General features: G+C 40.5%; 21 protein-coding genes, 3 tRNA genes, 1 other RNA gene and 1 pseudogene. 22 read left to right on the forward strand and 4 right to left on the reverse strand.

What is annotated here, in order from left to right; all coding sequences use genetic code 11:
* Positions 1-124: 124 nt before the first annotated feature.
* From EL076_RS03050 to EL076_RS03090, 9 genes are all read left to right on the forward strand, one after another.
* Positions 125-985: a thymidylate synthase gene (locus EL076_RS03050; protein ID WP_003093490.1), complete on the forward strand. Its 861-nt coding sequence runs from the start codon at positions 125-127 to the stop codon at positions 983-985.
* 107 nt (positions 986-1,092) lie between these two features.
* Complete coding sequence (locus EL076_RS03055) at positions 1,093-1,596, forward strand: dihydrofolate reductase (RefSeq protein ID WP_003093756.1); 504 nt, start codon at positions 1,093-1,095, stop codon at positions 1,594-1,596.
* A gap of 4 nt (positions 1,597-1,600) precedes the next feature.
* Positions 1,601-1,771: a hypothetical protein gene (locus tag EL076_RS03060; protein ID WP_002886174.1), complete on the forward strand. Its 171-nt coding sequence runs from the start codon at positions 1,601-1,603 to the stop codon at positions 1,769-1,771.
* A 17-nt stretch (positions 1,772-1,788) separates the two neighbouring features.
* Positions 1,789-3,015, forward strand: coding sequence for an ATP-dependent Clp protease ATP-binding subunit ClpX (clpX, locus tag EL076_RS03065; RefSeq protein WP_003093395.1), 1,227 nt, complete (start codon positions 1,789-1,791; stop codon positions 3,013-3,015).
* Positions 3,016-3,024: 9 nt separating this feature from the next.
* Entirely contained in the window at positions 3,025-3,624 is a 600-nt protein-coding gene (gene yihA / locus EL076_RS03070; protein ID WP_126429202.1) for a ribosome biogenesis GTP-binding protein YihA/YsxC, read from the forward strand.
* 127 nt (positions 3,625-3,751) lie between these two features.
* Positions 3,752-5,128, forward strand: coding sequence for an amino acid permease (locus EL076_RS03075; protein WP_003094138.1), 1,377 nt, complete (start codon positions 3,752-3,754; stop codon positions 5,126-5,128).
* A gap of 11 nt (positions 5,129-5,139) precedes the next feature.
* Positions 5,140-6,090, forward strand: coding sequence for a homocysteine S-methyltransferase (mmuM, locus tag EL076_RS03080; protein ID WP_126429204.1), 951 nt, complete (start codon positions 5,140-5,142; stop codon positions 6,088-6,090).
* 112 nt (positions 6,091-6,202) lie between these two features.
* Positions 6,203-6,457 (forward strand): DUF1912 family protein, encoded by a 255-nt coding sequence (locus EL076_RS03085; protein WP_003094650.1) that lies wholly within the window; start codon positions 6,203-6,205, stop codon positions 6,455-6,457.
* Between the two features lie 74 nt (positions 6,458-6,531).
* A complete protein-coding gene (locus tag EL076_RS03090) occupies positions 6,532-6,882 on the forward strand; it encodes a helix-hairpin-helix domain-containing protein (RefSeq protein ID WP_048787980.1) in 351 nt (116 codons plus the stop codon).
* 117 nt (positions 6,883-6,999) lie between these two features.
* On the opposite strand, the gene plsY is transcribed toward EL076_RS03090, so the two are convergent.
* Positions 7,000-7,641, reverse strand: coding sequence for a glycerol-3-phosphate 1-O-acyltransferase PlsY (plsY, locus tag EL076_RS03095; protein WP_126429206.1), 642 nt, complete (start codon positions 7,639-7,641; stop codon positions 7,000-7,002).
* Between the two features lie 137 nt (positions 7,642-7,778).
* On the opposite strand from plsY, the gene parE reads away from it, so the two are divergent.
* From parE to EL076_RS03160, 13 genes and pseudogenes are all read left to right on the forward strand, one after another.
* Positions 7,779-9,728 carry a DNA topoisomerase IV subunit B gene (gene parE / locus EL076_RS03100; RefSeq protein WP_126429208.1) on the forward strand — a complete coding sequence of 650 codons (1,950 nt, stop codon included), beginning with the start codon at positions 7,779-7,781 and terminating at the stop codon, positions 9,726-9,728.
* Between the two features lie 491 nt (positions 9,729-10,219).
* Positions 10,220-12,676, forward strand: coding sequence for a DNA topoisomerase IV subunit A (gene parC, locus EL076_RS03105; protein WP_126429210.1), 2,457 nt, complete (start codon positions 10,220-10,222; stop codon positions 12,674-12,676).
* A gap of 156 nt (positions 12,677-12,832) precedes the next feature.
* Positions 12,833-13,864 (forward strand): annotated as a pseudogene (locus EL076_RS03110) (branched-chain amino acid aminotransferase); the annotation flags it as partial.
* 118 nt (positions 13,865-13,982) lie between these two features.
* The gene (locus EL076_RS03115; protein ID WP_003093931.1) at positions 13,983-14,213 is read left to right on the forward strand and encodes a DUF2969 domain-containing protein; all 231 of its coding nucleotides are present in this window, start codon (positions 13,983-13,985) and stop codon (positions 14,211-14,213) included.
* Between the two features lie 60 nt (positions 14,214-14,273).
* Positions 14,274-14,354 (forward strand) — tRNA-Tyr (locus EL076_RS03120).
* A 68-nt stretch (positions 14,355-14,422) separates the two neighbouring features.
* Positions 14,423-14,494, forward strand: a tRNA-Gln gene (locus tag EL076_RS03125).
* A gap of 120 nt (positions 14,495-14,614) precedes the next feature.
* The gene (gene rpsA, locus EL076_RS03130; protein ID WP_003094841.1) at positions 14,615-15,817 is read left to right on the forward strand and encodes a 30S ribosomal protein S1; all 1,203 of its coding nucleotides are present in this window, start codon (positions 14,615-14,617) and stop codon (positions 15,815-15,817) included.
* A 68-nt stretch (positions 15,818-15,885) separates the two neighbouring features.
* A tRNA-Arg gene (locus EL076_RS03135) sits at positions 15,886-15,957 on the forward strand.
* A 294-nt stretch (positions 15,958-16,251) separates the two neighbouring features.
* Positions 16,252-16,601, forward strand: a transfer-messenger RNA (tmRNA) gene (gene ssrA, locus EL076_RS03140).
* Between the two features lie 44 nt (positions 16,602-16,645).
* Positions 16,646-17,266 carry a DUF3862 domain-containing protein gene (locus EL076_RS03145; RefSeq protein WP_126429214.1) on the forward strand — a complete coding sequence of 207 codons (621 nt, stop codon included), beginning with the start codon at positions 16,646-16,648 and terminating at the stop codon, positions 17,264-17,266.
* Between the two features lie 428 nt (positions 17,267-17,694).
* Positions 17,695-18,021, forward strand: a complete 327-nt coding sequence (locus EL076_RS10195; protein WP_232009664.1) for a VTT domain-containing protein — start codon at positions 17,695-17,697, stop codon at positions 18,019-18,021.
* Positions 17,999-19,234 (forward strand): aminoacyltransferase, encoded by a 1,236-nt coding sequence (locus tag EL076_RS03155; protein WP_126429216.1) that lies wholly within the window; start codon positions 17,999-18,001, stop codon positions 19,232-19,234. Before EL076_RS10195 ends, EL076_RS03155 begins: the two co-directional genes overlap by 23 nt.
* Positions 19,235-19,331: 97 nt before the next feature.
* Positions 19,332-20,294 carry a Gfo/Idh/MocA family protein gene (locus EL076_RS03160; RefSeq protein ID WP_126429218.1) on the forward strand — a complete coding sequence of 321 codons (963 nt, stop codon included), beginning with the start codon at positions 19,332-19,334 and terminating at the stop codon, positions 20,292-20,294.
* 39 nt (positions 20,295-20,333) lie between these two features.
* On the opposite strand, the gene EL076_RS03165 is transcribed toward EL076_RS03160, so the two are convergent.
* The 3 genes from EL076_RS03165 to EL076_RS03175 form a co-directional block, all read right to left on the reverse strand.
* Positions 20,334-20,636, reverse strand: coding sequence for a DUF1827 family protein (locus EL076_RS03165; RefSeq protein ID WP_002885967.1), 303 nt, complete (start codon positions 20,634-20,636; stop codon positions 20,334-20,336).
* 9 nt (positions 20,637-20,645) lie between these two features.
* Positions 20,646-21,104, reverse strand: coding sequence for an NUDIX hydrolase (locus tag EL076_RS03170; RefSeq protein WP_002890379.1), 459 nt, complete (start codon positions 21,102-21,104; stop codon positions 20,646-20,648).
* A gap of 142 nt (positions 21,105-21,246) precedes the next feature.
* Positions 21,247-23,517 carry an ATP-dependent Clp protease ATP-binding subunit gene (locus EL076_RS03175; RefSeq protein ID WP_126429220.1) on the reverse strand — a complete coding sequence of 757 codons (2,271 nt, stop codon included), beginning with the start codon at positions 23,515-23,517 and terminating at the stop codon, positions 21,247-21,249.
* Positions 23,518-23,560: the final 43 nt, after the last annotated feature.

Here is a 23,560-nt window from a genome sequence, read left to right on the forward strand (position 1 = left end):
AGGTAAAATTAAAATGAAAAGCAACATTATTTACAGCTATAATTAGATAAGCAAAATTATTTCTACTTATTATGTTGCGAGTTTTTAGTGAGACTTTGTTTTCAATAGAATAAAGAGGAAAATCATGACAAAAGCAGACACTATTTTTAAAGAAAATATCACCAAAATCCTGGAAGAAGGTGTTTGGTCTGAGCAAGCACGTCCTAAATACAAGGATGGCACAACAGCCAATTCCAAATACATCACTGGAGCTTTTGCAGAATATGACTTGAGCAGGGGAGAGTTTCCAATTACTACTCTTCGTCCTATTGCTATCAAATCTGCCATCAAAGAAGTGTTTTGGATTTATCAAGACCAGACAAATAGTCTAGATGTCCTTGAAGATAAGTACAATGTTCACTATTGGAATGACTGGGAAGTTGAAGACGTACCTGCTAATAATGGGGACAAGCGTTCGATTGGTCAGCGTTATGGGGCCGTCGTTAAGAAGCACGATATTATTAACCGTTTGTTGGCTCAGTTGGAGGCTAATCCGTGGAATCGCCGTAATGTCATCTCTCTTTGGGATTACGAGGCCTTCGAGGAGACAGCAGGACTTCAGCCTTGTGCCTTCCAAACCATGTTTGATGTTCGTCGTGTGGGTGAGGATATTTATTTGGACGCCACTTTGACGCAACGCTCTAACGATATGTTGGTGGCTCATCATATTAATGCCATGCAGTATGTGGCCCTTCAGATGATGATTGCCAAGCACTTTGGTTGGAAAGTTGGTAAATTCTTTTATTTCATCAACAACCTCCATATTTATGACAATCAATTTGAGCAAGCTGAGGAACTCCTCAAGCGTCAGCCGTCTGATTGCCAACCACGCTTGATTCTCAATGTTCCTGATGGAACTAATTTCTTTGATATCAAACCAGAAGATTTTGAATTGGTTGATTATGATCCTGTCAAACCTCAACTCAAATTTGACTTAGCAATTTAATAAATGCTTATGATTTAAGCCTATAAAGAGCTGGCAAAGTTTTTCCGAGCTCTTTTTGTCTTTTTTTGTTAGAATGGATTGTAAACTTAAAAAGAAAAGGAAATACCGTGTCTAAACAACTCATTGCTATTTGGGCGGAAGCTCATAACCATGTTATTGGGAAGAATCACACTATGCCTTGGCATCTGCCTGCTGAACTGGCACATTTCAAGAAAACGACTATGGGTTCAGCAATTCTTATGGGACGTGTGACCTTTGATGGCATGAACCGTCGTTGCCTGCCAGGACGTGAAACCTTGATTTTGACACGAGACAAGGACTTCGACTGTGAGGGTGTAACGACCGTTACGAGTGTTGAGGAAGCCCTAGCTTGGTTTGAACAGCAAGATAAGGATCTCTATATTGCTGGTGGTGCTGGTGTCTACAAGGCTTTTGAGGGATATTATGATGCACTCATCAAGACAACTGTTGAGGCTGATTTAGAGGGAGACACGTATTTTCCACAACTAGATATGACGGCATTTAAAGAGGTATCATGTGATCGCGTGGCCAAGGATGATAAAAATGCCTATGACTTTAGTATAAGTCGCTATGAAAAAGAAGGAGACTAGGTTCATGCAACGTAGTGTTTTTGGGTTATTTACTGCATTATTGGGGGTGCTTTGTGTCCTCTCTGCCATTCCTGCCTTTCGCAAGAAACGTTATGGGTTAGCAGTTTTTCTCTTTTTAAATGCTTTTACCAACCTTGTCAATACTATTCACGCCTTCTATGGCACCCTATTTTAGAAAAGAGTGAGGAATAAATGGCTGGAAATCGTAATGAAGAAATGGTTTATTGTTCATTTTGTGGCAAAAACCAAGAAGAAGTAAAGAAAATTATCGCTGGGAATGGCGTCTTTATCTGTAACGAATGTGTGGCCTTGTCACAAGAAATCATTCGTGAGGAAATGGCAGAAGAAGTTTTGGCTGACTTGGCTGAAACACCAAAGCCAAAAGAACTTTTAGATATTTTAAACAACTATGTCGTGGGGCAGGACCGTGCCAAACGTGCCTTGTCGGTAGCTGTTTACAATCACTATAAACGTATCAATTTCACAGAAAGTCGTGAAGAGAATGATGTGGATTTGCAAAAATCAAATATTCTCATGATTGGACCAACTGGTTCAGGGAAGACTTTCTTGGCTCAGACCTTGGCTCGTAGCTTGAATGTTCCATTTGCGATTGCGGATGCAACATCATTGACAGAGGCAGGTTATGTGGGTGAGGATGTGGAAAATATCCTCCTCAAACTGATCCAAGCGGCAGACTTCAATATTGAACGTGCGGAACGTGGGATCATCTATGTCGATGAGATTGATAAGATTGCTAAAAAGGGTGAAAACGTATCAATCACTCGTGACGTTTCAGGTGAAGGGGTTCAACAAGCTCTCTTGAAGATTATCGAAGGAACAGTAGCCAGCGTTCCCCCTCAAGGTGGTCGTAAACACCCTAACCAAGAGATGATTCAAATTGATACTAAGAATATTCTCTTTATCGTGGGTGGTGCTTTTGATGGTATCGAAGATATCGTTAAGCAACGTCTTGGTGAGAAAATCATTGGTTTTGGTCAAAATAATAAGGCTATTGATGATGACTCATCATACATGCAAGAAATTGTGGCTGAAGATATTCAAAAATTCGGTCTTATCCCTGAGTTTATCGGACGTTTGCCAGTCCTTGCAGCCCTTGAACAGTTAACGGTTGACGACTTGGTTCGTATCTTGACAGAGCCTAGAAATGCCTTGGTTAGACAGTACCAAACCCTCTTGTCTTATGATGGGGTTGAACTGGAGTTTGACCAGGATGCTCTTGAAGCTATTGCAAGTAAGGCGATTGAACGTAAGACTGGTGCTCGTGGGCTTCGCTCTATCATTGAGGAAGTCATGATGGATGTCATGTTTGAAATTCCGAGTCAGGAAGATGTGACTAAGGTTCGTATTACCAAAGAAGCCGTTGACGGTACAGCTGCTCCAGTTTTGGAAACAGCGTAAGGAGGACCTATGGCTGAAGAACAAGTCCTAAATACGCACAATGCTGAAATTTTGCTCAGTGCAGCAAATAAGAGTCACTATCCCCAAGATGACCTCCCTGAGGTTGCCCTAGCAGGACGCTCGAATGTTGGTAAATCAAGCTTTATCAATACACTTCTTGGTCGTAAAAACCTCGCACGTACTTCTGGGAAACCAGGAAAAACTCAGTTGCTCAATTTCTACAATATTGACGATAAGCTTCGTTTTGTGGATGTGCCAGGTTACGGTTATGCCCGTGTGTCTAAAAAAGAACGTGCCAAGTGGGGGGAAATGATTGAAGAGTACCTTGTGACTCGAGACAATCTTCGTGTGGTTGTTAGCTTGGTTGACCTCCGACATGAACCAACTCAAGACGATATCCAAATGTATGAATTTCTTAAGTATTATGAAATTCCAGTTATCGTTGTGGCGACTAAGGCTGACAAGATTCCTCGCGGAAAATGGAACAAGCACGAATCTATCATTAAGAAAAAACTAAATTTTGATAAAAATGACCATTTCATCGTCTTTTCATCTGTCACACGTGACGGTTATGATGAAGCATGGGATACGATTTTAGCAGAATTATAAAAAGAGCTCGGAGAAATCCGAGTTTTTTTTGTGATAGTTTTTGTCTATCTCTTTGATAGCTTCAACCTATTATCCAAAGGGCTTTTATTGTGATAAGCTTGTTCTATCATATCTATTGGAGGAATCTATGGAAAACCATAATTATGAAAATGAAGGTCAGTTCCAACGGAAGATGACCTCACGCCACCTCTTTATGCTCTCGCTGGGTGGTGTTATCGGTACTGGTCTCTTCTTGAGTTCGGGTTATACGATTGCACAAGCAGGTCCCCTTGGTGCGATCCTCTCTTACCTTGTGGGGGCTGTTGTCGTTTACTTGGTTATGCTTTCTTTGGGGGAGTTAGCAGTAGCTATGCCAGTAACGGGGTCATTCCATACCTACGCCACTAAGTTTATTAGTCCGGGGACCGGCTTTACGGTAGCTTGGCTTTATTGGATTTGTTGGACGGTAGCCTTGGGAACAGAATTTCTGGGTGCTGCCATGTTGATGCAACGTTGGTTTCCATCAGTTCCGGCTTGGATGTTTGCGGCCTTCTTTGCCTTTGTGATTTTTGGAATTAATGCTTTGAGCGTAAGGTCTTTTGCTGAAGCAGAATCTTTCTTCTCGTCTATAAAAGTCATTGCTATCATAGTTTTCATCATACTAGGTCTAGGAGCTATGTTTGGTTTGGTGAGTTTTGAAGGTCACCGTGAGGCTATTATGTTTAAACATTTGACGGCCAATGGTCTCTTTCCAAATGGTGGTCTTGCTATTGTGTCAGTTATGTTGGCTGTTAACTATGCCTTTTCAGGAACAGAGTTAATCGGTATTGCAGCTGGTGAAACAGATAATCCTAAGGAAGCTGTTCCACGTGCTATTAAAACAACTATTGGCCGTTTGGTTATCTTCTTTGTCTTAACCATTGTGGTCTTGGCTTCGCTTCTTCCAATGAAAGAAGCAGGAGTTTCTTCAGCACCTTTCGTTGATGTCTTTGACAAGATGGGGATTCCATTTGCGGCGGACATTATGAATTTTGTTATCCTGACAGCTATTCTTTCTGCTGGAAATTCAGGTCTTTATGCGTCAAGTCGTATGCTTTGGTCTCTGGCTAATGAGGGAATGCTTAATAAACAACTTGTGAAAATTAATAAGCATGGTGTTCCAATGATAGCCCTTTTGATTTCCATGGCTGGAGCAGTTTTATCGCTCTTCTCAAGTATCTATGCCGCGGATACGGTTTATCTAGCTCTAGTATCGATTGCTGGTTTTGCAGTTGTTGTTGTCTGGCTCTCTATTCCTTTGGCACAAATCAACTTCCGTAAACAGTGGAATTTAGAACATTCCGATGATGAGTTGGATTACAAGACACCGTTTAACCCAATCCTACCTTATATTACAATCATTCTGTTGGCCATTTCTGTTCTCGGTATTGCTTGGGATAGTTCACAACGTGCGGGACTCTATTTCGGTATTCCTTTCATGATTTTCTGTTACCTTTATCACTACCTTCGCTTTAAAAAATGGTAAGGAGGCCTTTTATGGCAACATTTAAAGATTATTTGGAAAATAATTCTCCCCTGATTCTTCATGGGGCTCTAGGAACAGAGATGGAAGCCTTGGGGTATGATATTTCAGGTAAGCTCTGGTCAGCTAAGTACCTTCTTGAGAAGCCAGAAGTTATCCAAGAAATTCATGAAACCTATGTAGCTGCTGGGGCTGACTTGATTACCACATCATCTTATCAGGCAACCTTACCTGGATTGGTAGAGGCAGGACTTACCGAGAAAGCAGCGGAGCAGATTATTGCCCTAACGGTCCAGCTAGCAAAGGCTGCACGTGATAAGGTATGGGTAGCATTAGATGAGACTGAGAAAGCAAAACGACCATATCCTTTGATTTCTGGAGATGTTGGTCCTTACGCAGCTTATTTGGCTAATGGTTCTGAGTATAGTGGTGATTATGGTCAAATTACTATCGAAGAGCTTAAGGATTTTCATCGCCCTAGGATTCAAATTCTCCTAGATCAAGGTGTGGACTTGTTAGCTTTGGAAACTATTCCAAATCGTTTAGAAGCACAAGCCTTAATTGAACTTCTAGCTGAAGAGTTTCCTGAAGCAGAAGCCTATATTAGTTTTACAGTCCAGATTTCAGATGCTATCAGTGATGGGACTTCTCTAGCTGAAATTGCCAAGCTTGTTTCTCAATCAAATCAAATCTTGGCTGTAGGAATCAACTGTAGCTCACCTCTTCTTTATAACCAGGCTCTAGCTATTCTTAAGAATGCTGGCAAGGTGCTCATTACTTATCCAAATTCAGGTGAAGTTTATGATGGCAACAGTCAGACTTGGAAAACCAAAGATAAGGACGCTTTAACCCTAGTTGAACATAGCAAAGATTGGCATGCTCATTTTGGCGTGAAAATTTTGGGTGGTTGCTGTCGAACACGTCCAAATGACATTAAAGCCTTATATCAAGAATTTAGAACCTAGTCAAATTTCTAATTATCTGTTATAATAAGAAATTGTAAGGCTATTAGCTCTACACACTATTAGTAGAAAATGAAGCCAGCGTTAAGCTGGTTTTTAAAATGAAGAGGAAAATATGACCTACGAACAAGAATTTCTAAAAGACTTCGAAGCCTGGGTTGTTACCCAAGTTAAAGTAAACGAAACGGCCTTGGCCGCTAGCAAGAAAATCTGGGAAGAAGATGGCGATGAGCGTGCACGTGATGCAAGTTTCCGTTATGAGGCTAAATTAGATGCCTACAATTTCCTAATTGGTAAGTTTACCAATTATCGTGCGGGTAAAGGTTTCCATGATATGCCAGATGGCCTGTTCGGGGAACGTCACTATTAATAGAGAATAAAAAAGAAAATGACAACCGTAATTTATAAGAAAAAGTCGTCTGTCAAAATAGGAGAAAACTAGACATGGCTAAAGTAAAAAATAAAAAGAAAGCTTTTAAACACCGTTTGAAAAAACAAGGACTTTTCAATAATCTTAAAGCCCCTGTTCCACCAGTAGCACCACAACCTGTTGCTGAAACTAAGACAGTTGCCAAGGAAGAAGTAGCAGCCAAAGACCTTAGTCTTGAAACTTTCGCAGAACTTCCAGAAGTTGAAGGCCTTCGTTCAAACCTTGTAGAAACTCTTTATAATGAAGGTTTGACTTCAGTAGAGGCTTTTGCTACTGTGACTGAAGAAGAAGTTCTTGCCCTCAAGGGTGTCGGACCTGCGACAGTTAAAAAATTGAAAGAAAATGGTGTTAGCTTTAAAGATTAAGCCTAAAAAGATCCGAGGTAGAGACTTCGGATCTTTATTATTTGTCTTGGAGTCGTTAGTTGGTTAGCAGAACAAGAAAACCACTAGCGTGGCTAGTGGTCAATAGTAATTAATGATTTATTTCTTTGGATTTTGTTTGGTTAAGTTAAGTCCAAAAGGTACTAAGTTTTCTTGGTGCCTGCGGATGCGCCCCATATTTTCAGTGTGACGGAAAATAATCACTAAAGCCATGATGATAAGAACAGCACTAAAGATTGGGTCATATCCATCTAGCAAGAAGTGGATAGCTGGAAACACAGCTAAGGTAATAAGTCCAACAATTGCTGCAGTGACACTTGAAAATGAAATCATGCTGGTTAGATAGAGTGTTAGGACAAAGACCAAGAGTAGGAATACACAGTAGAGTGGGGCAAAACCAAGAAGCACCCCAGCACTTGTCGCAACGGCTTTTCCGCCTTTAAATCCCGCAAAGATTGGAAAAACATGCCCGATAATTGCAAAGAAACCAATGATTAGGGGTGATACTTCCGTGACACCCAGCCAAATAGGTAAGAGCACTGCCAAAGTCCCTTTAAGCATATCCACTAAGAAAGTGATTGAGCCAGCAGTCTTACCAAGAACACGGAAGGTATTGGTTGTTCCAGTATTTCCAGATCCATGCTCCCGAAGATTAGTATGAAAGAAAACTTTTCCAATCCAGAGACCAGTCTGGATGGAACCTAACAAGTAGGCGATTAGGATTAACAATAAGATTTTCATGAGATAATTATAGCATACAGCCTAGTAATTGACAAAGCTAGTCAGCATAAAGATATCCTTTGAGCTTTCCTGATTTCCTTTGCAAATTCTTTTGAAAACTTATAAAATAATAAGGATGAAAATTTTGGAGGTCACTCTTGGCTAAAAAAGAAATAAATGTAAATAATTATAATGATGATGCCATTCAGGTACTGGAAGGGTTGGATGCGGTTCGCAAACGCCCAGGAATGTACATTGGCTCAACAGATGGGACAGGTCTTCATCACCTGGTTTGGGAGATTGTCGACAATGCGGTCGACGAAGCTCTCTCAGGCTTTGGTGATGTCATTGCTGTCACCTTAAATAATGATGGTTCCGTTTCCGTTTCTGACTCTGGACGTGGGATGCCGACAGGTATGCATGTCATGGGTAAACCAACAGTTGAAGTTATTTTCACAGTCCTCCACGCGGGTGGTAAATTTGGACAGGGTGGTTATAAGACTTCTGGAGGTCTTCACGGTGTGGGTTCCTCAGTTGTTAATGCACTGTCTAGTTGGCTTGAGGTAGAAATTACCCGTGACGGTAATGTTTATCGTCAGCGTTTTGAAAATGGTGGTCACCCTGTAACAGGGCTTGAAAAGATTGGTAAAGCGCCTAAGTCTAAGACAGGTACAAAAGTTACCTTTATGCCTGATGCGAGTATTTTTTCAACGACTAACTTTAAATTTAACACTATCTCAGAGCGTCTCAAAGAATCAGCCTTCCTTCTTAAGAATGTCACTATGACATTGACAGACTTGCGTGGCGAAGAAGAAGTTCGTGAAGAATTCCACTATGAAAATGGGGTTCAAGACTTTGTGTCATACCTGAATGAGGACAAGGAAACGTTGACACCAGTCATCTATATTGATGGAGATCAACAGGAATTTCATTTAGAGGTAGCCCTTCAGTACAATGACGGTTACTCTGATAATATCCTTTCCTTTGTCAATAATGTCCGTACTAAGGACGGAGGGACCCACGAAACAGGTTTCAAATCTGCCATTACCAAGGCTCTTAACGATTATGCTCGTAAAACAGGTCTTCTCAAAGAAAAGGATAAGAACCTCGAAGGGTCGGATTATCGTGAGGGCTTGTCAGCAGTTATTTCGCTCTTGGTTCCTGAGGAACACCTTCAGTTTGAAGGACAAACCAAGGACAAACTTGGATCTCCTTTAGCACGTCCCATTGTCGATAGTATCGTTTCAGAGCATCTGACTTACTTCCTTATGGAAAATGGAGATTTGGCTTCTAACTTGGTGCGTAAGGCTATCAAGGCCCGTGATGCCCGTGAAGCTGCTAGAAAAGCGCGTGATGCTAGTCGAAATGGCAAGAAAAATAAAAAAGACAAGGGGCTCTTATCAGGGAAACTGACGCCAGCTCAGTCTAAAAATGCTAAGAAAAATGAACTCTATCTAGTCGAGGGTGATTCTGCCGGTGGATCAGCCAAACAAGGCCGTGATCGTAAATTCCAGGCTATCCTGCCTCTTCGAGGTAAGGTCCTAAACACTGAGAAAGCCAAAATGGCTGACATTCTCAAAAATGAAGAAATCAATACCATGATTTACACCATTGGTGCAGGTGTTGGAGCTGATTTTAACCTTGACGATATCAACTACGACAAGATTATCATCATGACCGATGCCGATACCGATGGGGCTCACATCCAGACCTTACTTCTTACTTTCTTCTATCGTTATATGCGTCCACTGGTTGAAGCAGGACACGTTTATATCGCTTTGCCTCCTCTTTACAAGATGTCTAAAGGGAAAGGTAAGAAGGAAGTTGTCGAATATGCTTGGACGGATGGGGAACTTGAGGAACTTCGTCAAAAATTTGGTCGTGGAGCTATTCTCCAACGTTACAAAGGGCTTGGTGAGATGAATGCTGACCAGCTCTGGGAAACAACCATGGACCCTGAGACAAGAACCCTTATCCGAGTAACGATTGATGACCTAGCGCGTGCTGAACGTCGTGTCTCAGTCCTTATGGGAGATAAACCAGCACCACGCCGTCAATGGATCGAAGATAACGTTAAATTTACCTTGGAAGAAACGACAGCGTTTTAGGGAGTGTGAGTAATGGATCTATACTTAGGTTTTCCTTTATTAGTTTTTTTGTCCTCAATTTTTCTTGTAATCATCATGAATCGTCGATGAATTAGACTTTTAGTATTGTATACACCGATAGTATTTCGTCTATGCATACTTAAGGTAATTGAATCCAATATTGGAGATCCAGAAAGTTTTTTAGAGGCAAGCTTTCTCATGATGATTGTACAGGAAAGTGTGATTGTCTAAAAAGATGGGGTTTGCCTACAATCATAAAGAGGATGAGAGATGACGGCTTATGATAAGGAGAAACTCCCTAATCACTGATTCAATAATCTATTTTAAACACTTTAAACTACAGAAAGGGTCGTTTGGTTACTGAATGTAACTGAACACGGGACTAATTTCTTAGGAAAAAAGATAAATCGCCTTGGGCTTATCGAACCCTACATCGATTTCCTATTTTTCGACAGAAATTTTCGGCAAGCCGAATCGTCCCTTTGTATCTTATGTCTAATATTCAAAACATGTCCCTTGAGGACATCATGGGGGAGCGTTTTGGACGCTACTCCAAATACATTATTCAGGAGCGTGCGCTTCCTGACATTCGTGACGGTTTGAAACCCGTTCAACGTCGTATTCTTTATTCCATGAATAAGGATGGCAATACCCATGATAAGGGCTATCGTAAATCTGCCAAGTCGGTGGGGAACATTATGGGTAATTTTCACCCACATGGCGATAGTTCCATTTATGATGCCATGGTTCGTATGTCTCAGGATTGGAAGAATCGTGAAATCTTGGTTGAGATGCACGGTAACAACGGTTCTATGGACGGTGATCCACCAGCAGCCATGCGTTATACAGAGGCACGCTTGTCAGAGATTGCGGGCTACCTTCTTCAAGATATCGATAAAAACACAGTCCCATGGGCTTGGAACTTTGATGATACAGAGAAGGAACCAACAGTCTTACCTGCAGCCTTTCCAAACCTCTTGGTTAATGGTGCGACAGGGATTTCTGCTGGTTATGCCACAGACATTCCACCGCATAATCTATCAGAAGTCATCGATGCCGTTGTTTACATGATTGATCACCCATCTGCTAAACTGGATAAATTGATGGAATTCTTGCCTGGTCCAGATTTCCCAACAGGGGCTATCATTCAGGGTAAAGATGAGATTCGCAAGGCTTACGAAACTGGTAAGGGCCGCGTCGTTGTGCGTTCATGTACTGAAATTGAACAACTCAAAGGTGGTAAGGAGCAAATCATTGTTACTGAAATTCCTTACGATGTTAATAAGGCAGTTCTTGTTAAAAAAATCGATGATATTCGTGTCAATAACAAGGTTCCTGGCATTGCAGAAGTTCGTGACGAGTCTGACCGTACAGGGTTGCGTATTGCTATCGAGCTTAAGAAAGATGCTGACAGCCAAACCATTCTTAACTATCTTTTGAAATATACGGATCTTCAAGTCAACTACAATTTCAACATGGTGGCCATCGACAATTTCACCCCACGCCAAGTGGGCTTGCAAAAGATTTTGTCAAGTTATATTGCCCACCGTCGTGATATTATCGTTGCTCGTTCAAAATTCGACAAGGAAAAAGCTGAAAAACGTCTTCATATCGTTGAAGGGCTAATCCGTGTCATCTCTATTTTGGATGAGGTTATTGCCCTTATCCGAGCTTCTGAAAATAAGGCAGATGCCAAGGAAAATCTTAAAGTCAGCTATGATTTTTCAGAAGAACAGGCCGAAGCTATCGTGACCTTGCAACTTTATCGTTTGACCAATACGGATATCGTTACTCTCCAAAATGAGGAAGACAATTTACGTGAGCAGATTGCGACTTTGGCTGCCATCATTGGAGACGAGCGTACCATGTTTAATGTCATGAAGCGTGAGCTCCGTGACATTAAGAAGAAATTTGGAAATGACCGTCGTTCAGAGTTGCAAGCAGAAACTAAGACTATTGAAATTGATACTGCAAGTCTGATTGTTGAAGAAGAAACCTATGTCAGCATCACTCGTGGTGGCTATGTCAAACGTACTAGCCCACGTTCTTTCAATGCTTCAACGATTGACGAAGTCGGAAAACGTGATGATGATGATTTGATTCTGGTTCAGCAAGCTAAGACGACACAACATCTCCTGATCTTTACCAATCAGGCCAATGTGATTTATCGTCCAATACATGAGTTACCAGATATTCGTTGGAAGGATTTGGGAGAGCATTTATCACAAACTATCACCAATTTATCTAAGGATGAAGAAGTGCTTTACGCAGAAATCCTGGATGATTTTGAAACGGGTACTTACCTAGCAGCGACTAAGCTTGGTCAGATTAAACGTTTCGAACGCAAGGAATTTACACCATGGCGTACCTACAAGTCTAAGTCGGTTAAATACGCTAAACTCAAGGATGATAGTGATTTTATTGTTACAGTCACTCCGATTCAATTGGATGATATCATGATTATCACTCAAAAGGGTTATGCCCTTCGCTTTAATGCGGACGAAGTGCCGGTAGTTGGTGCCAAGGCAGCAGGTGTTAAGGCAATCAATCTTAAGGATGATGATACCGTCCAGGCTGTCTTTGTGGCAAATACTCAAAGTTTCTACCTTCTGACACAAAGAGCTAGTCTCAAACGTGTGGCTACAGCCGATATTCCGCAGGCTAAGCGAGCTGGTCGAGGTCTCCAAGTTCTTCGTGAGCTTAAGACGAAACCACATCGCGTCTTCACTGCGGGTCCAGTCTTTACGAAAAATGCTGGTGGCGAGATAGATCTTCTAGCGACACCAGTAGAAGAGACTCCTCAGACCTTGCTTGTAATAGTTACAACAGGTGAAACGGCAGAGGTTGACTTGTCCCTTCTAAATCTTTCAGACCGTACTAGCAACGGTAGTTTCATTGAAGGATTAGCAGACAAAGAAGTCTTTTCTGCCAAGATTATTGAAAAATAAAGATAGGAAAGCTTTGTTCTCTTACTAGAGAGCAGAGTTTTTTTCTTTGTTGGGCAAAATAAGTGTTTTAAAAAGAATTGTCAGAATTTTGCAACATAACCTTGAAATTTTCAATGAAAAGGACTATACTAGAAAGTACATAGTAACAGAAAAGAGGACATACACATGACAGTTGATTTAGACTGGAAAAATTTAGGATTTAATTACCGTAAACTTCCATTCCGTTATATTTCATATTACAAAGACGGTAAATGGGATGATGGGCAATTGACTGAGGATGCAACCTTGCACATCTCAGAAGCATCTCCAGCCCTTCACTATGGTCAAGAAGCTTTTGAAGGTCTCAAAGCTTACCGTACTAAAGATGGCTCTATTCAATTGTTCCGTCCAGATGAAAATGCTAAACGTTTGCAACGTACTGCGGATCGTCTTTTGATGCCACAAGTTCCTGTTGACAAATTTGTAGATGCTTGTAAAAAAGTAGTCCGTGCTAACGAAGAATATGTCCCACCATATGGTACTGGTGCAACACTTTATCTTCGCCCACTCTTGATCGGGGTTGGTGACATTATTGGTGTTCACCCAGCAGATGAGTATATCTTTACAATTTTTGCTATGCCAGTAGGGAACTACTTCAAAGGCGGATTGGCTCCAACGAATTTCCTTATCCAGGATGAATATGACCGTGCTGCTCCACATGGTACAGGTGCTGCTAAGGTTGGTGGTAACTACGCAGCAAGTATGTTGCCAGGTAAGATTGCACATGACAGTAACTTCTCTGATGTTATCTACCTTGACCCAGCAACCCACACTAAGATTGAAGAAGTCGGTTCTGCAAACTTCTTTGGTATCACAGCTGATAACGAATTTATTACACCACTCAGCCCATCTATCTTGCCATCAATTACGAAATTCTCATTACTTTACTTGGCTGAAAATCGTTTTGGTATGAAAGCTATTCAAGGTGATGTTAAGATTGCCGAGTTGGATAAATTTGTCGAAGCCGGTGCCTGTGGTACAGCTGCTGTTATCTCACCAATTGGTGGTGTCCAACACGGTGATGACTTCCATGTCTTCTATTCAGAAACAGAAGTCGGTCCTGTAACACGTAAACTTTATGATGAGTTGACAGGTATCCAATTTGGTGACGTTGAAGCTCCAGAAGGATGGATTGTCAAAGTTGACTAATTCTGAGTAAAGAAATGGTTATTTTAAAGCTTGCTCTTGCAAGCTTTTTTCTTTTTCGGTAAAATTAAGAACATATACTAAGAAAGGATGGCTCGATTTAGGTATCGGGTATAAATCTATGAGTAAAAAAGACAAAAAAATTGAAATCCAAATCAAAGATGCCAAAGTCATTGTAAACAAAGCAATCATTGAAGGTTTTGAGCTTCTTGTTGGTAAGAAAGTCATCGGACAAATTGTAGAAATCGATGAGAAGTTTGCCGTTGTTGATAAAGAAAACGTAGCAGGTTTCCACAATAAAATGGATGATGCAATAGCTGCCATTATCGAATCCTACAATCTTAATCATTAAAATCCAAAGTAAAGGCTTGCTTTGGTCAAGAAACTGTGTTATACTATTTCTTGTTCTTAAGGAGAGATAGCGAAGAGGCTAAACGCGGCGGACTGTAAATCCGCTCCTTCGGGTTCGGGGGTTCGAATCCCTCTCTCTCCATGTCTAAGAAACTGAGTCGGGATATTCGATATCAAGTGCTTAGATGTTTTTTTATAGCATTTTGCTATTGGGGTATAGCCAAGCGGTAAGGCAAGGGACTTTGACTCCCTCATGCGTTGGTTCGAATCCAGCTACCCCAGTCAAAGGTATCGGGTGCATTGGCACCGTCTATGTTAATAATTGTCTTTGCGGGTACCTTGAAAAATATATTGTTATCAAGGGTTAGAATTGGCTGGCTCTTGTTGGAGGATCTTTTTAGAATGAACGAATTTGAAGAATTGCTAAACAGTGTTAGCGAAGTTAACACAGGTGACGTTGTAACAGCTGAAGTTATCTCAGTAGATAATGATCAAGCAAATGTTGTTATCGAAGGAACTGGTATCGAAGGTGTTTTGACACGTCGTGAATTGACAAACGACCGTGACGCAAACGTTGCAGACCTTGTTAAAGTTGGTGAAACACTTGAAGTGCTTGTTCTTCGTCAAGTTGTTGGTAAAGATACTGATACTGTAACTTACCTTGTATCTAAAAAACGCTTGGAAGCTCGCAAAGCTTGGGATAAACTTGTTGGTCGTGAAGAAGAAGTTGTTACTGTTAAAGGAACACGCGCTGTTAAAGGTGGACTTTCAGTTGAATTTGAAGGTCTTCGTGGATTTATTCCAGCTTCAATGATCGATACTCGTTTTGTTCGTAACACTGAACAATTTGTAGGTCAAGAATTCGACGCTAAAATCAAAGAAGTTGATCCAGCTGAAAACCGTTTCATCCTTTCACGTCGTGAAGTTGTTGAAGCCGAAGCTGCAGAAGCTCGTAAAGAAGTCTTCTCTAAACTTGAAGTTGGTTCAATCGTAACTGGTAAAGTTGCTCGTTTGACAAGCTTCGGTGCTTTCATCGATCTTGGTGGTGTTGACGGACTTGTTCACGTGACTGAATTGTCTCACGAACGTAATGTTTCACCTAAATCAGTTGTATCTGTTGGTGATGAAGTTGAAGTTAAAGTTCTTGCTATCGACGAAGAAGCAGGACGTGTATCGCTTTCACTTAAAGCAACAACACCTGGACCATGGGATGGCGTTGAACAAAAACTTGCTGCTGGTGATGTAATCGAAGGTAAAGTTAAACGTTTGACTGACTTTGGTGCTTTTGTTGAAGTATTGCCAGGAATCGATGGACTTGTTCACATCTCACAAATTTCACACAAACGTGTTGAAAATCCAAAAGATGTTCTTTCAGTAGGCCAAGACGTTACAGTTAAAGTTCTTGAAGTAAACGCTGATGCAGAACGTGTATCACTTTCTATCAAAGCTCTTGAAGAACGTCCAGCTAACGCTGAAGGCGAAAACAACGAAAAACGTCAATCACGTCCACGTCGTCCAAAACGTCAAGAAAAACGTGACTATGAGCTTCCAGAAACTCAATCTGGATTCTCAATGGCGGATCTTTTCGGAGATATCGAATTGTAAGATAATAAAGAGGCATGTAAACATGTCTTTTTTTATATTTTAGAGTATGCTATAATAGTATACTGTTAGCACCCTTAGTGTAATGGATATCACGTAAGATTCCGGTTCTTGAGATAGGGGTTCGATTCCCTTAGGGTGCAAAGAGGAAACGTTGAGAGAGTAGTGCTTTCAGCGTTTTTTAGTTGTTAAATTTATCAAGAGTACTCTGTAAATTCAGGGAATGTTAGAAAAGGTAAATGATATATAGTATCTTTAGAGTTTAGGGAGAAAGTCATTGAATAGTAATTTGTAATAATAACCGAATTATCTATTTCTGTAAATTGGGTAGAGAGCTAGATGCTAATAAATCGTACATAGTCTATACTTTTGTGTATATCTTGGTAATCTTTTGCTATTTATTAAAAATTTTGCTATAATACTCAGTATCTCATATTGGGGTCGTTACGGATTCGACAGGCATTATGAGGCATATTCTGCGACTCGTGTGGCGACGTTAACGCTCAGTTAAATATAACTGCAAAAAATACTAATTCTTACGCTGTAGCAGCCTAAACACCTGCTCGCGTGACTTCTAGCAGATTGCTTATGTTTGCTTAGAGGTTTTATTGATTTATAAGCTACGTTTGACCATTGCCTAGCTGGTCGAAAAGAGATTTATAGGCTCGCATATAGAAGGCTTGAGTTATGTGTCGTCTATCTGTTAAATGAAAGACATAACCTATGGTTGTAGACGAATATGTTGGCAGATGTTTGGACGTGGGTTCGACTCCCACCGGCTCCATAAAAAACTTGAGGCGTCAGCCTTTTATTTGTGTATAGGAACTTATTATGAAAAAACTTTTGTCTTTGACCGTTTTAGGTCTCTCACTTTTTTCCTTAGCTGCTTGCGGAAATTCTTCGTCTAAGACTGAGACGAAAGGATCTTTGGATAATGAAGTATCCAAGATTTTAACTGTTAAGCATGGAAATGTTCGTCAGAACTTTGATAAGATTACCATGGCAAATGCTTCTCAGGAGTTTTCTGGGGGATCAAATCTTGATAGTTTGAAGGGGTTGTTTGGTGAGCCAACATCAACTAGTCAGGAGCAGGCAGGAGACGCCACGCTTGATGTCTATAATTGGCAGTATGATAATGTTGTTGTTACAGCAAAACTTTTTAACAATAGTACCGTTGTTAAGTCAATTTCAACTTTTTCTTACGTTCGGGCTTCTAAAATCACTTTGAAAATGTATGAAGATCTTAAAAATGGAACTAGCTATGATAATGTGGTCAAAACACTTGGGGTACCAGATGTTTATTCTATCGCTGTTTCTTCTGATGCGACAATGACACAAGCACTTTGGTCATCTAACCTTGTAACTAAGAAAGGGAAAACAGGTAGCCTTACTCTTAACTTTAAAAATGGTGCCTTGGAAAACAAGTCTCAAGAAAATTTGATTAACAAGTAATCACAGTAAAAGATGCCTTTCTAAATCAATGAAGGTATTTTTTTGTTATAATAAAAGCAGTGATTAAATTTGTGGAAATATAATGACTAAAAAGGGTATTTTTATAGGGATAGCAGGTTTAATTCTGGTAATCTTATGGCCTCTTTTAAATGACTTTATTACCTAAATCAAGAAGTGGACCAATGCTAATCATGATCAAGCCTTTTTAAAAGAGGTTTTTAAGCAGGCTAAATTCCAAAACGCAATGATACTTCTTAGTCTAATGATTCTGTCATCAGCTATTCCTGGAGTTTCAAGTTCTATTTTTTGTATTTTTTGTTGGGCTACTATATGTCCCTTTGCTTGCAATTCCGATGAATATTATTGGGAATACTTTTGGAAATTTGACTAGTTTTTAAATTCTGAGAAGACTTGAGAGGTCTAAACGTATGGAGAAACTCCTAAACTATGTTGAGTCCTTTAAACATCGCTTTATTGGGATTTCACTGGCCTTTTCTACTCCTTTTATCCCATCAGTTTTGGTCAATTATGCTTGTGTTCAGATGAAATTACCCACAAGGACAAGCATTTTAGCAACACTAATTGGAGTGGCACCACTCTCTGTTGTTTATGCAGTCAGTGGGGACTTGTTGCTTAATATCCGTCCAATCCGAGTACTATTAGTGTCAGTACTTGACATCTTGCTTTTTATCTCACTCGTCATTTACTTTATCCATTTTAGGAAGGAAAAAAATGAGCTTCATTCAAGTAACTAAAGAAGAATTTAACACACATGCTCAACAAGTGTCTGAGCGTTCTTTTATGCAAACTGAGGAAATGGCTAGGCTTCTTGAAAAACGTGGGTTTAGCATTAGCTATGTCGCTTGGAAAGAAGGAGACCAGCTAGAAGTCTCAGCAATTGTCTACAGCATTCCTATGACTGGTGGGCTTCGTATGGAGGTGAATTGTGGACCGATTCACTCAAATGCAGCTCATCTGAGCGACTTTTACCAAGGTTTGAAGGATTATGCTAAGGAAAATGGTGCTCTTGAACTATTAATCAAACCTTATGATACTTATCAAACTTTTGACAGTAATGGTGACCCAACTAGTGATGAGCAGAAGCAGTTGATTAGTCAATTGACTGATTTAGGTTATAGCTTTGATGGTTTACAGACAGGCTATCCTGGTGGTGAGCCTGATTGGCATTATGTGAAGGACCTATCTGGGATTGCGGAAAAAGATCTCATCAAATCATTCAGTAAAAAAGGGAAACCTCTTGTAAAAAAAGCCAAAACATTCGGGATTAAACTGAAAAAATTGAAACGCGATGAGTTATCGATTTTTAAAGAAATCACTTCAGCGACCTCTGATCGTCGTGAGTACAGTGACAAATCTTTAGATTATTATCAAAATTTTTATGATGCTTTTGGTGATAATGCTGATTTTATGGTAGCTACCCTGAATTTTCAGGATTACTTTGATCATTTGGAGAGTGATCAGGCAAAGTTGGGAGCTAGAATTGTCAAATTGCAAGCTGATTTAGAGGCCAATCCAAAATCTGAGAAAAAGCAAAACCAATTGCGAGAGCTATCAAGTCAGTTTGCGACCTTTGATGTTCGAAAGGGCGAAGCGACTGCCTTTATTGACAAGTATGGTCAAGAAGATATTGTCCTAGCTGGAAGTCTCTTCGTCTACACACCTCAAGAGGCAGTCTATCTTTTCAGTGGCTCTTACCCTGAATTTAATAAGTTTTATGCACCAGCACTTTTGCAAGAGTATGTAATGACACAGGCTATTAAACGTGGCGTCAGCTTCTATAACTTCCTTGGTATTATGGGAATTTTTGATGGTTCTGATGGGGTTTTGCGATTTAAACAAAACTTTAATGGTTATATCGTTCGCAAGATGGGAACCTTCCGTTATTATCCACAACCGCTTAAATATAAAGCGATTCAAGGAGTTAAGAAACTGCTTGGACGTCATTAAGTCTCGGAGGGCTTCTATTGGAGTCCTCTTTCATTATAGTTCTGTTATGGAATTACTTCATGCATAAGAGAGTTTAGAGAAATAAGGAGGTAGTTTAATGAAACTGGCACTATTAGGTACAGGGATGATTGTTACAGAGGTCCTTCCTGTGTTAACGACTATTGAGGGAATTGAGCTGGAAGCTATAATGTCGACACCACGATCACTTGATAAGGCTGAAGCTTTAGCCAAGCAATATGGTCTTATTCAGGCGACAAGTGATTATGAAGTGATATTGTCCAATCCTGATGTTGACACCATTTATATTGGAACACCTAATCATACCCACTATGATTATGCCAAGCAAGCGCTTCTAGCTGGCAAGCATGTCATCTGTGAGAAACCTTTTACCCTGCATTTGGAAGAGTTTGAAGAGTTGGCTAAGCTTGCTCAAGAAAAAGAGCTTCTCTTGATAGAAGCAATAACAAATCAATATCTGGAAAATTTTAAAGTTATCAAGGACTCCTTATCTGAAATTGGTGATATCAAAATTGTTAACATCAATTATTCCCAATATTCGTCACGTTACGATGCCTTTAAGCGAGGGGAGATTGCTCCTGCCTTTAACCCTGAAATGGGTGGTGGAGCGCTTAGAGATCTTAATATCTATAATATTCACCTTCTTGTTGGCCTTTTTGGTAAGCCTAATCGTGTGGAATATCTACCTAATGTGGAGCGAGGAGTGGATACGTCAGGAATTTTAGTTTTGGACTATGGTAACTTTAAGGCTGTTGCCATTGGAGCTAAAGACTGTAGTGCGGAGATCCGTTCAACTATTCAAGGTGATAAGGGAGCTATTACTATTTTTGGTGCAACCAATACTCTTCCTGAAATTGGAGTCACACTCAATGGTCAGAAAGAGAGAGTTGTCAATCTTAATAGTCCACAACATCGTATGTATGATGAATTTGTGGCTTTTGAAAAGATGGTGGCGACCAAGGATTTTGACAGTGTTGCCAAGCAGTTGGAGCATAGCCACCAGGTCATGGAAGCCTTGGATCAAGCTTCGAAAGTTTTATAAAAAAAGAAGCTGTGGCGGTGGCCACGGCTTCTTTTGAATTTATACAGTTGTTGGGAATGAAATCTCAATCAATTTGTCAGTGTGTACTGTTCTAAGTTTGTCCATCAAAACGATATCTTTGTCGATTTTTCGTTTAAGGAAGAATTCACGGATAACTTCTAATTCGTTGTCTTTAACAGCACGATGTTTATTTGAAATCAAGAGTTCATAATGTTTAGGTGCTTGTGTAAAGACAACATCAGTATTCCCAGCAGAGTAGGTCTCTACGAGAAAGGCATCCGTGTTGTCTAGTTGGTTTTGAACGAGTTCTTGGTGTGTACGGGTCGTATTAATGAGTTTCATAGTTTCCTCCTAAGATTTGCCAGTTGTTATGTTGTTTGCTTTCCATTGTTCGATTCCCCATTTATGACTACCACGTTTTAGCTTGGCAATTGCCTCATCAATTGGAAACCATGCTAGGTTATTGAAATCTTCGAGGGGTTTGCCAATTTTTGAAAAATCTACAACTTCATAAATATAGGCTGGATTGTAATAGTAAGTGTCACGGTGGCTTGAATAGAAGTATTCATCAGCCTGGCCATAGTACTGGCCTAAAGTGGCTGTAAACCCAAGTTCTTCAATTAACTCGCGTTCTAATGCGCTATAGTGATCCTCGCCTGCTTCGATTTCTCCACCTGGGAGAAACCAAGCTCCGTTAGGAGCCTGGACTAAAATAATCTTTGTCTTTTCTTGGTTAGGAATCACAGCATAAACACCGTAACGTGTTTGATAATGAGCTCCCTCAACCTTGTCACCAAATGTTGGATTCATGAGTTGCTCCTTACGTTTATTTGCCTATATTATACTAAAATTTTGCTCATTTTCCTATTGATTTAGGCAGAATTAGGGATAAATTTGAAAATAGGAAATGAAAAGATAAATAAACCAAGTCGTAATGACTTGGTTTATTTGTTTAATCAGATTCTTTTGCTGCCTCAGCTTTTTGAGTAGCTTTTTCGACTTTTTTAGCAGACTTAATGGTAATGTGGCCTTTTGAAGTCATGACTGCCTTGAGATCTTTTTCATTTGGATTTTCAAGGTAGAAGTCGGTAATAGCATCTTCAATGTAATCTTGGATGGTACGACGTAGTGGTCGAGCACCCATCTTAGGATCGTAACCAAGGTCAACCAATTTTTCCTTAACTTTCTCTGTTACACTGAGGTGGATACCGTTGTTAGCCAAGCGTTGGTTGACATTATCAAGCATGAGGTCCACGATAGTAAGGAGATTTTCTTTGCTGAGGGCAGAGAATTCGATAATACCGTCAAAGCGGTTCATAAATTCAGGACTGAAGAAATCTCCAAGCTGGTTAAGAACAGAATTGGTACGATTTTCACGGGTAGCTCCAAAGCCAACGCTAGCTTCAACTTTACCAGTACCAGCATTTGATGTCATGATGATGATGGTATCCTTGAAGCTTACAGTGCGCCCTTGACCATCAGTCAAACGACCGTCGTCAAGTACTTGGAGGAACATGTGAAGAACGTCTGGGTGAGCTTTTTCAACCTCATCTAAAAGAATAAGTGAATAAGGATTACGGCGGACTTTTTCAGTCAACTGACCAGCTTCGTCGTAACCAACATATCCTGGAGGGGCACCAACCAATTTAGCAACAGCGTGTTTTTCCATGTATTCTGACATGTCGAAACGAATCATACTGTCAGCTGAACCAAAGAGTTCAATAGCCAATTGTTTAGAGAGCTCAGTTTTACCGACTCCTGTAGGACCTACGAAGAGGAAGCTACCAATTGGGCGGTTTGGAGCACCCAATCCAACACGATTACGGCGGATAGCTTTGGCAATCTTATCAACTGCAGCATCTTGTCCGATAACATGTGATTTAAGATCATCGGCAAGACTAAGAAGTTGTGATTGTTCTTTTTCTTTCAAATCACCGACAGGAATATTGGTCTTTTGTTCCACAATAGCTTCGATATGTTTTTCTGTGATGACAGGCATATCTTGGTCTTTGATGGTTTGCTTTTGCATTTCCTTGTATTTGGCAATTTGATCACGGAAGTAGGCAGCTTTTTCAAAGTCCTCGTCACGAGTAGCCTGAGCTTTAAGATTCTCTGCTTCAATCAAACGTTTGTCGATATCTTTAGGATCAACAAAATTGAGGGTCAAGTTCATCTTCGAACCAGCTTCATCCAGAAGGTCGATGGCCTTGTCTGGCAAGAAGCGGTCTTGAATGTAGCGGTTGGACAATTCTGCAGCTGCAGTAATGGCTTCATCAGTGTATTTGACATGGTGGTAGTCTTGATATTTAGGCTGAATACCACGCAAAATTGTGATTGTTTCCTCAACTGTTGGCTCATCTACCTTAACGGGTTGCATACGACGTTCGAGTGCAGCATCTTTCTCAATGATACGGTATTCGTTGAGTGTTGTTGCTCCAACAAGTTGAAGCTCTCCACGGGCAAGTGCAGGTTTTAAGATATTTCCAGCATCCATATTGCCATCCCCAGCATTACCAGCTCCTACAATTTCATGGATTTCGTCAATAAAGAGGATAACATCCTGACGTTGACGAATTTCTTCCATGAGTTTTTGCATGCGTTCTTCAAATTGGCCACGGATACCAGTCCCTTGAACCAGGCTGACCACATCAAGACGGATCACTTGCTTGCCTTGGAGTTTTTGTGGCACATTACCGTCAACAATTTTTTGGGCAAGTCCTTCGACTACAGCGGTTTTACCAACACCAGGCTCACCGATGAGAACAGGGTTGTTCTTGGTACGGCGGTTCAGGATTTCGATGACGCGAATAATTTCTTCGTCACGACCAATGACAGGATCAATGTCTCCACGACGAGCAATATTTGTGATATTAATTCCAAATTCTTCAAGAAGGCCTTGAGGTTGTTGAGGAGCTTGTTGGCGTGGTCCTTCTGGACGGCCTGGCCCTTGTGTATTGCCACCGTTTCCTCGGTTGCCTCCCTCTTGTGTTGGAGGTGTATTGGGAAGATCACCGTTAGAAGAACGGAAGTTATTTAGGTCGCTGAAGAAATCATCGAAGAAGTTGGAACCTCCTGTTTGATTGAATTGATTGAGGGGGTTTTGGGGGTCAGATTTCATGATTTTATAACAATTTTGACAGAGGTCAACTTGTTGCTGATTACCATTTACATTGGTATATAAATGAATACTAGCTTCATTAAGGTTACAGTTTTGACAGAGCATATCAGAACCTCTTTTCTATTTGAATTGGGAAAGACCTTTAATG

Origin of the sequence: Streptococcus vestibularis, assembly GCF_900636445.1 — a bacterium.
In the GTDB taxonomy this organism is placed as follows: domain Bacteria; phylum Bacillota; class Bacilli; order Lactobacillales; family Streptococcaceae; genus Streptococcus; species Streptococcus vestibularis.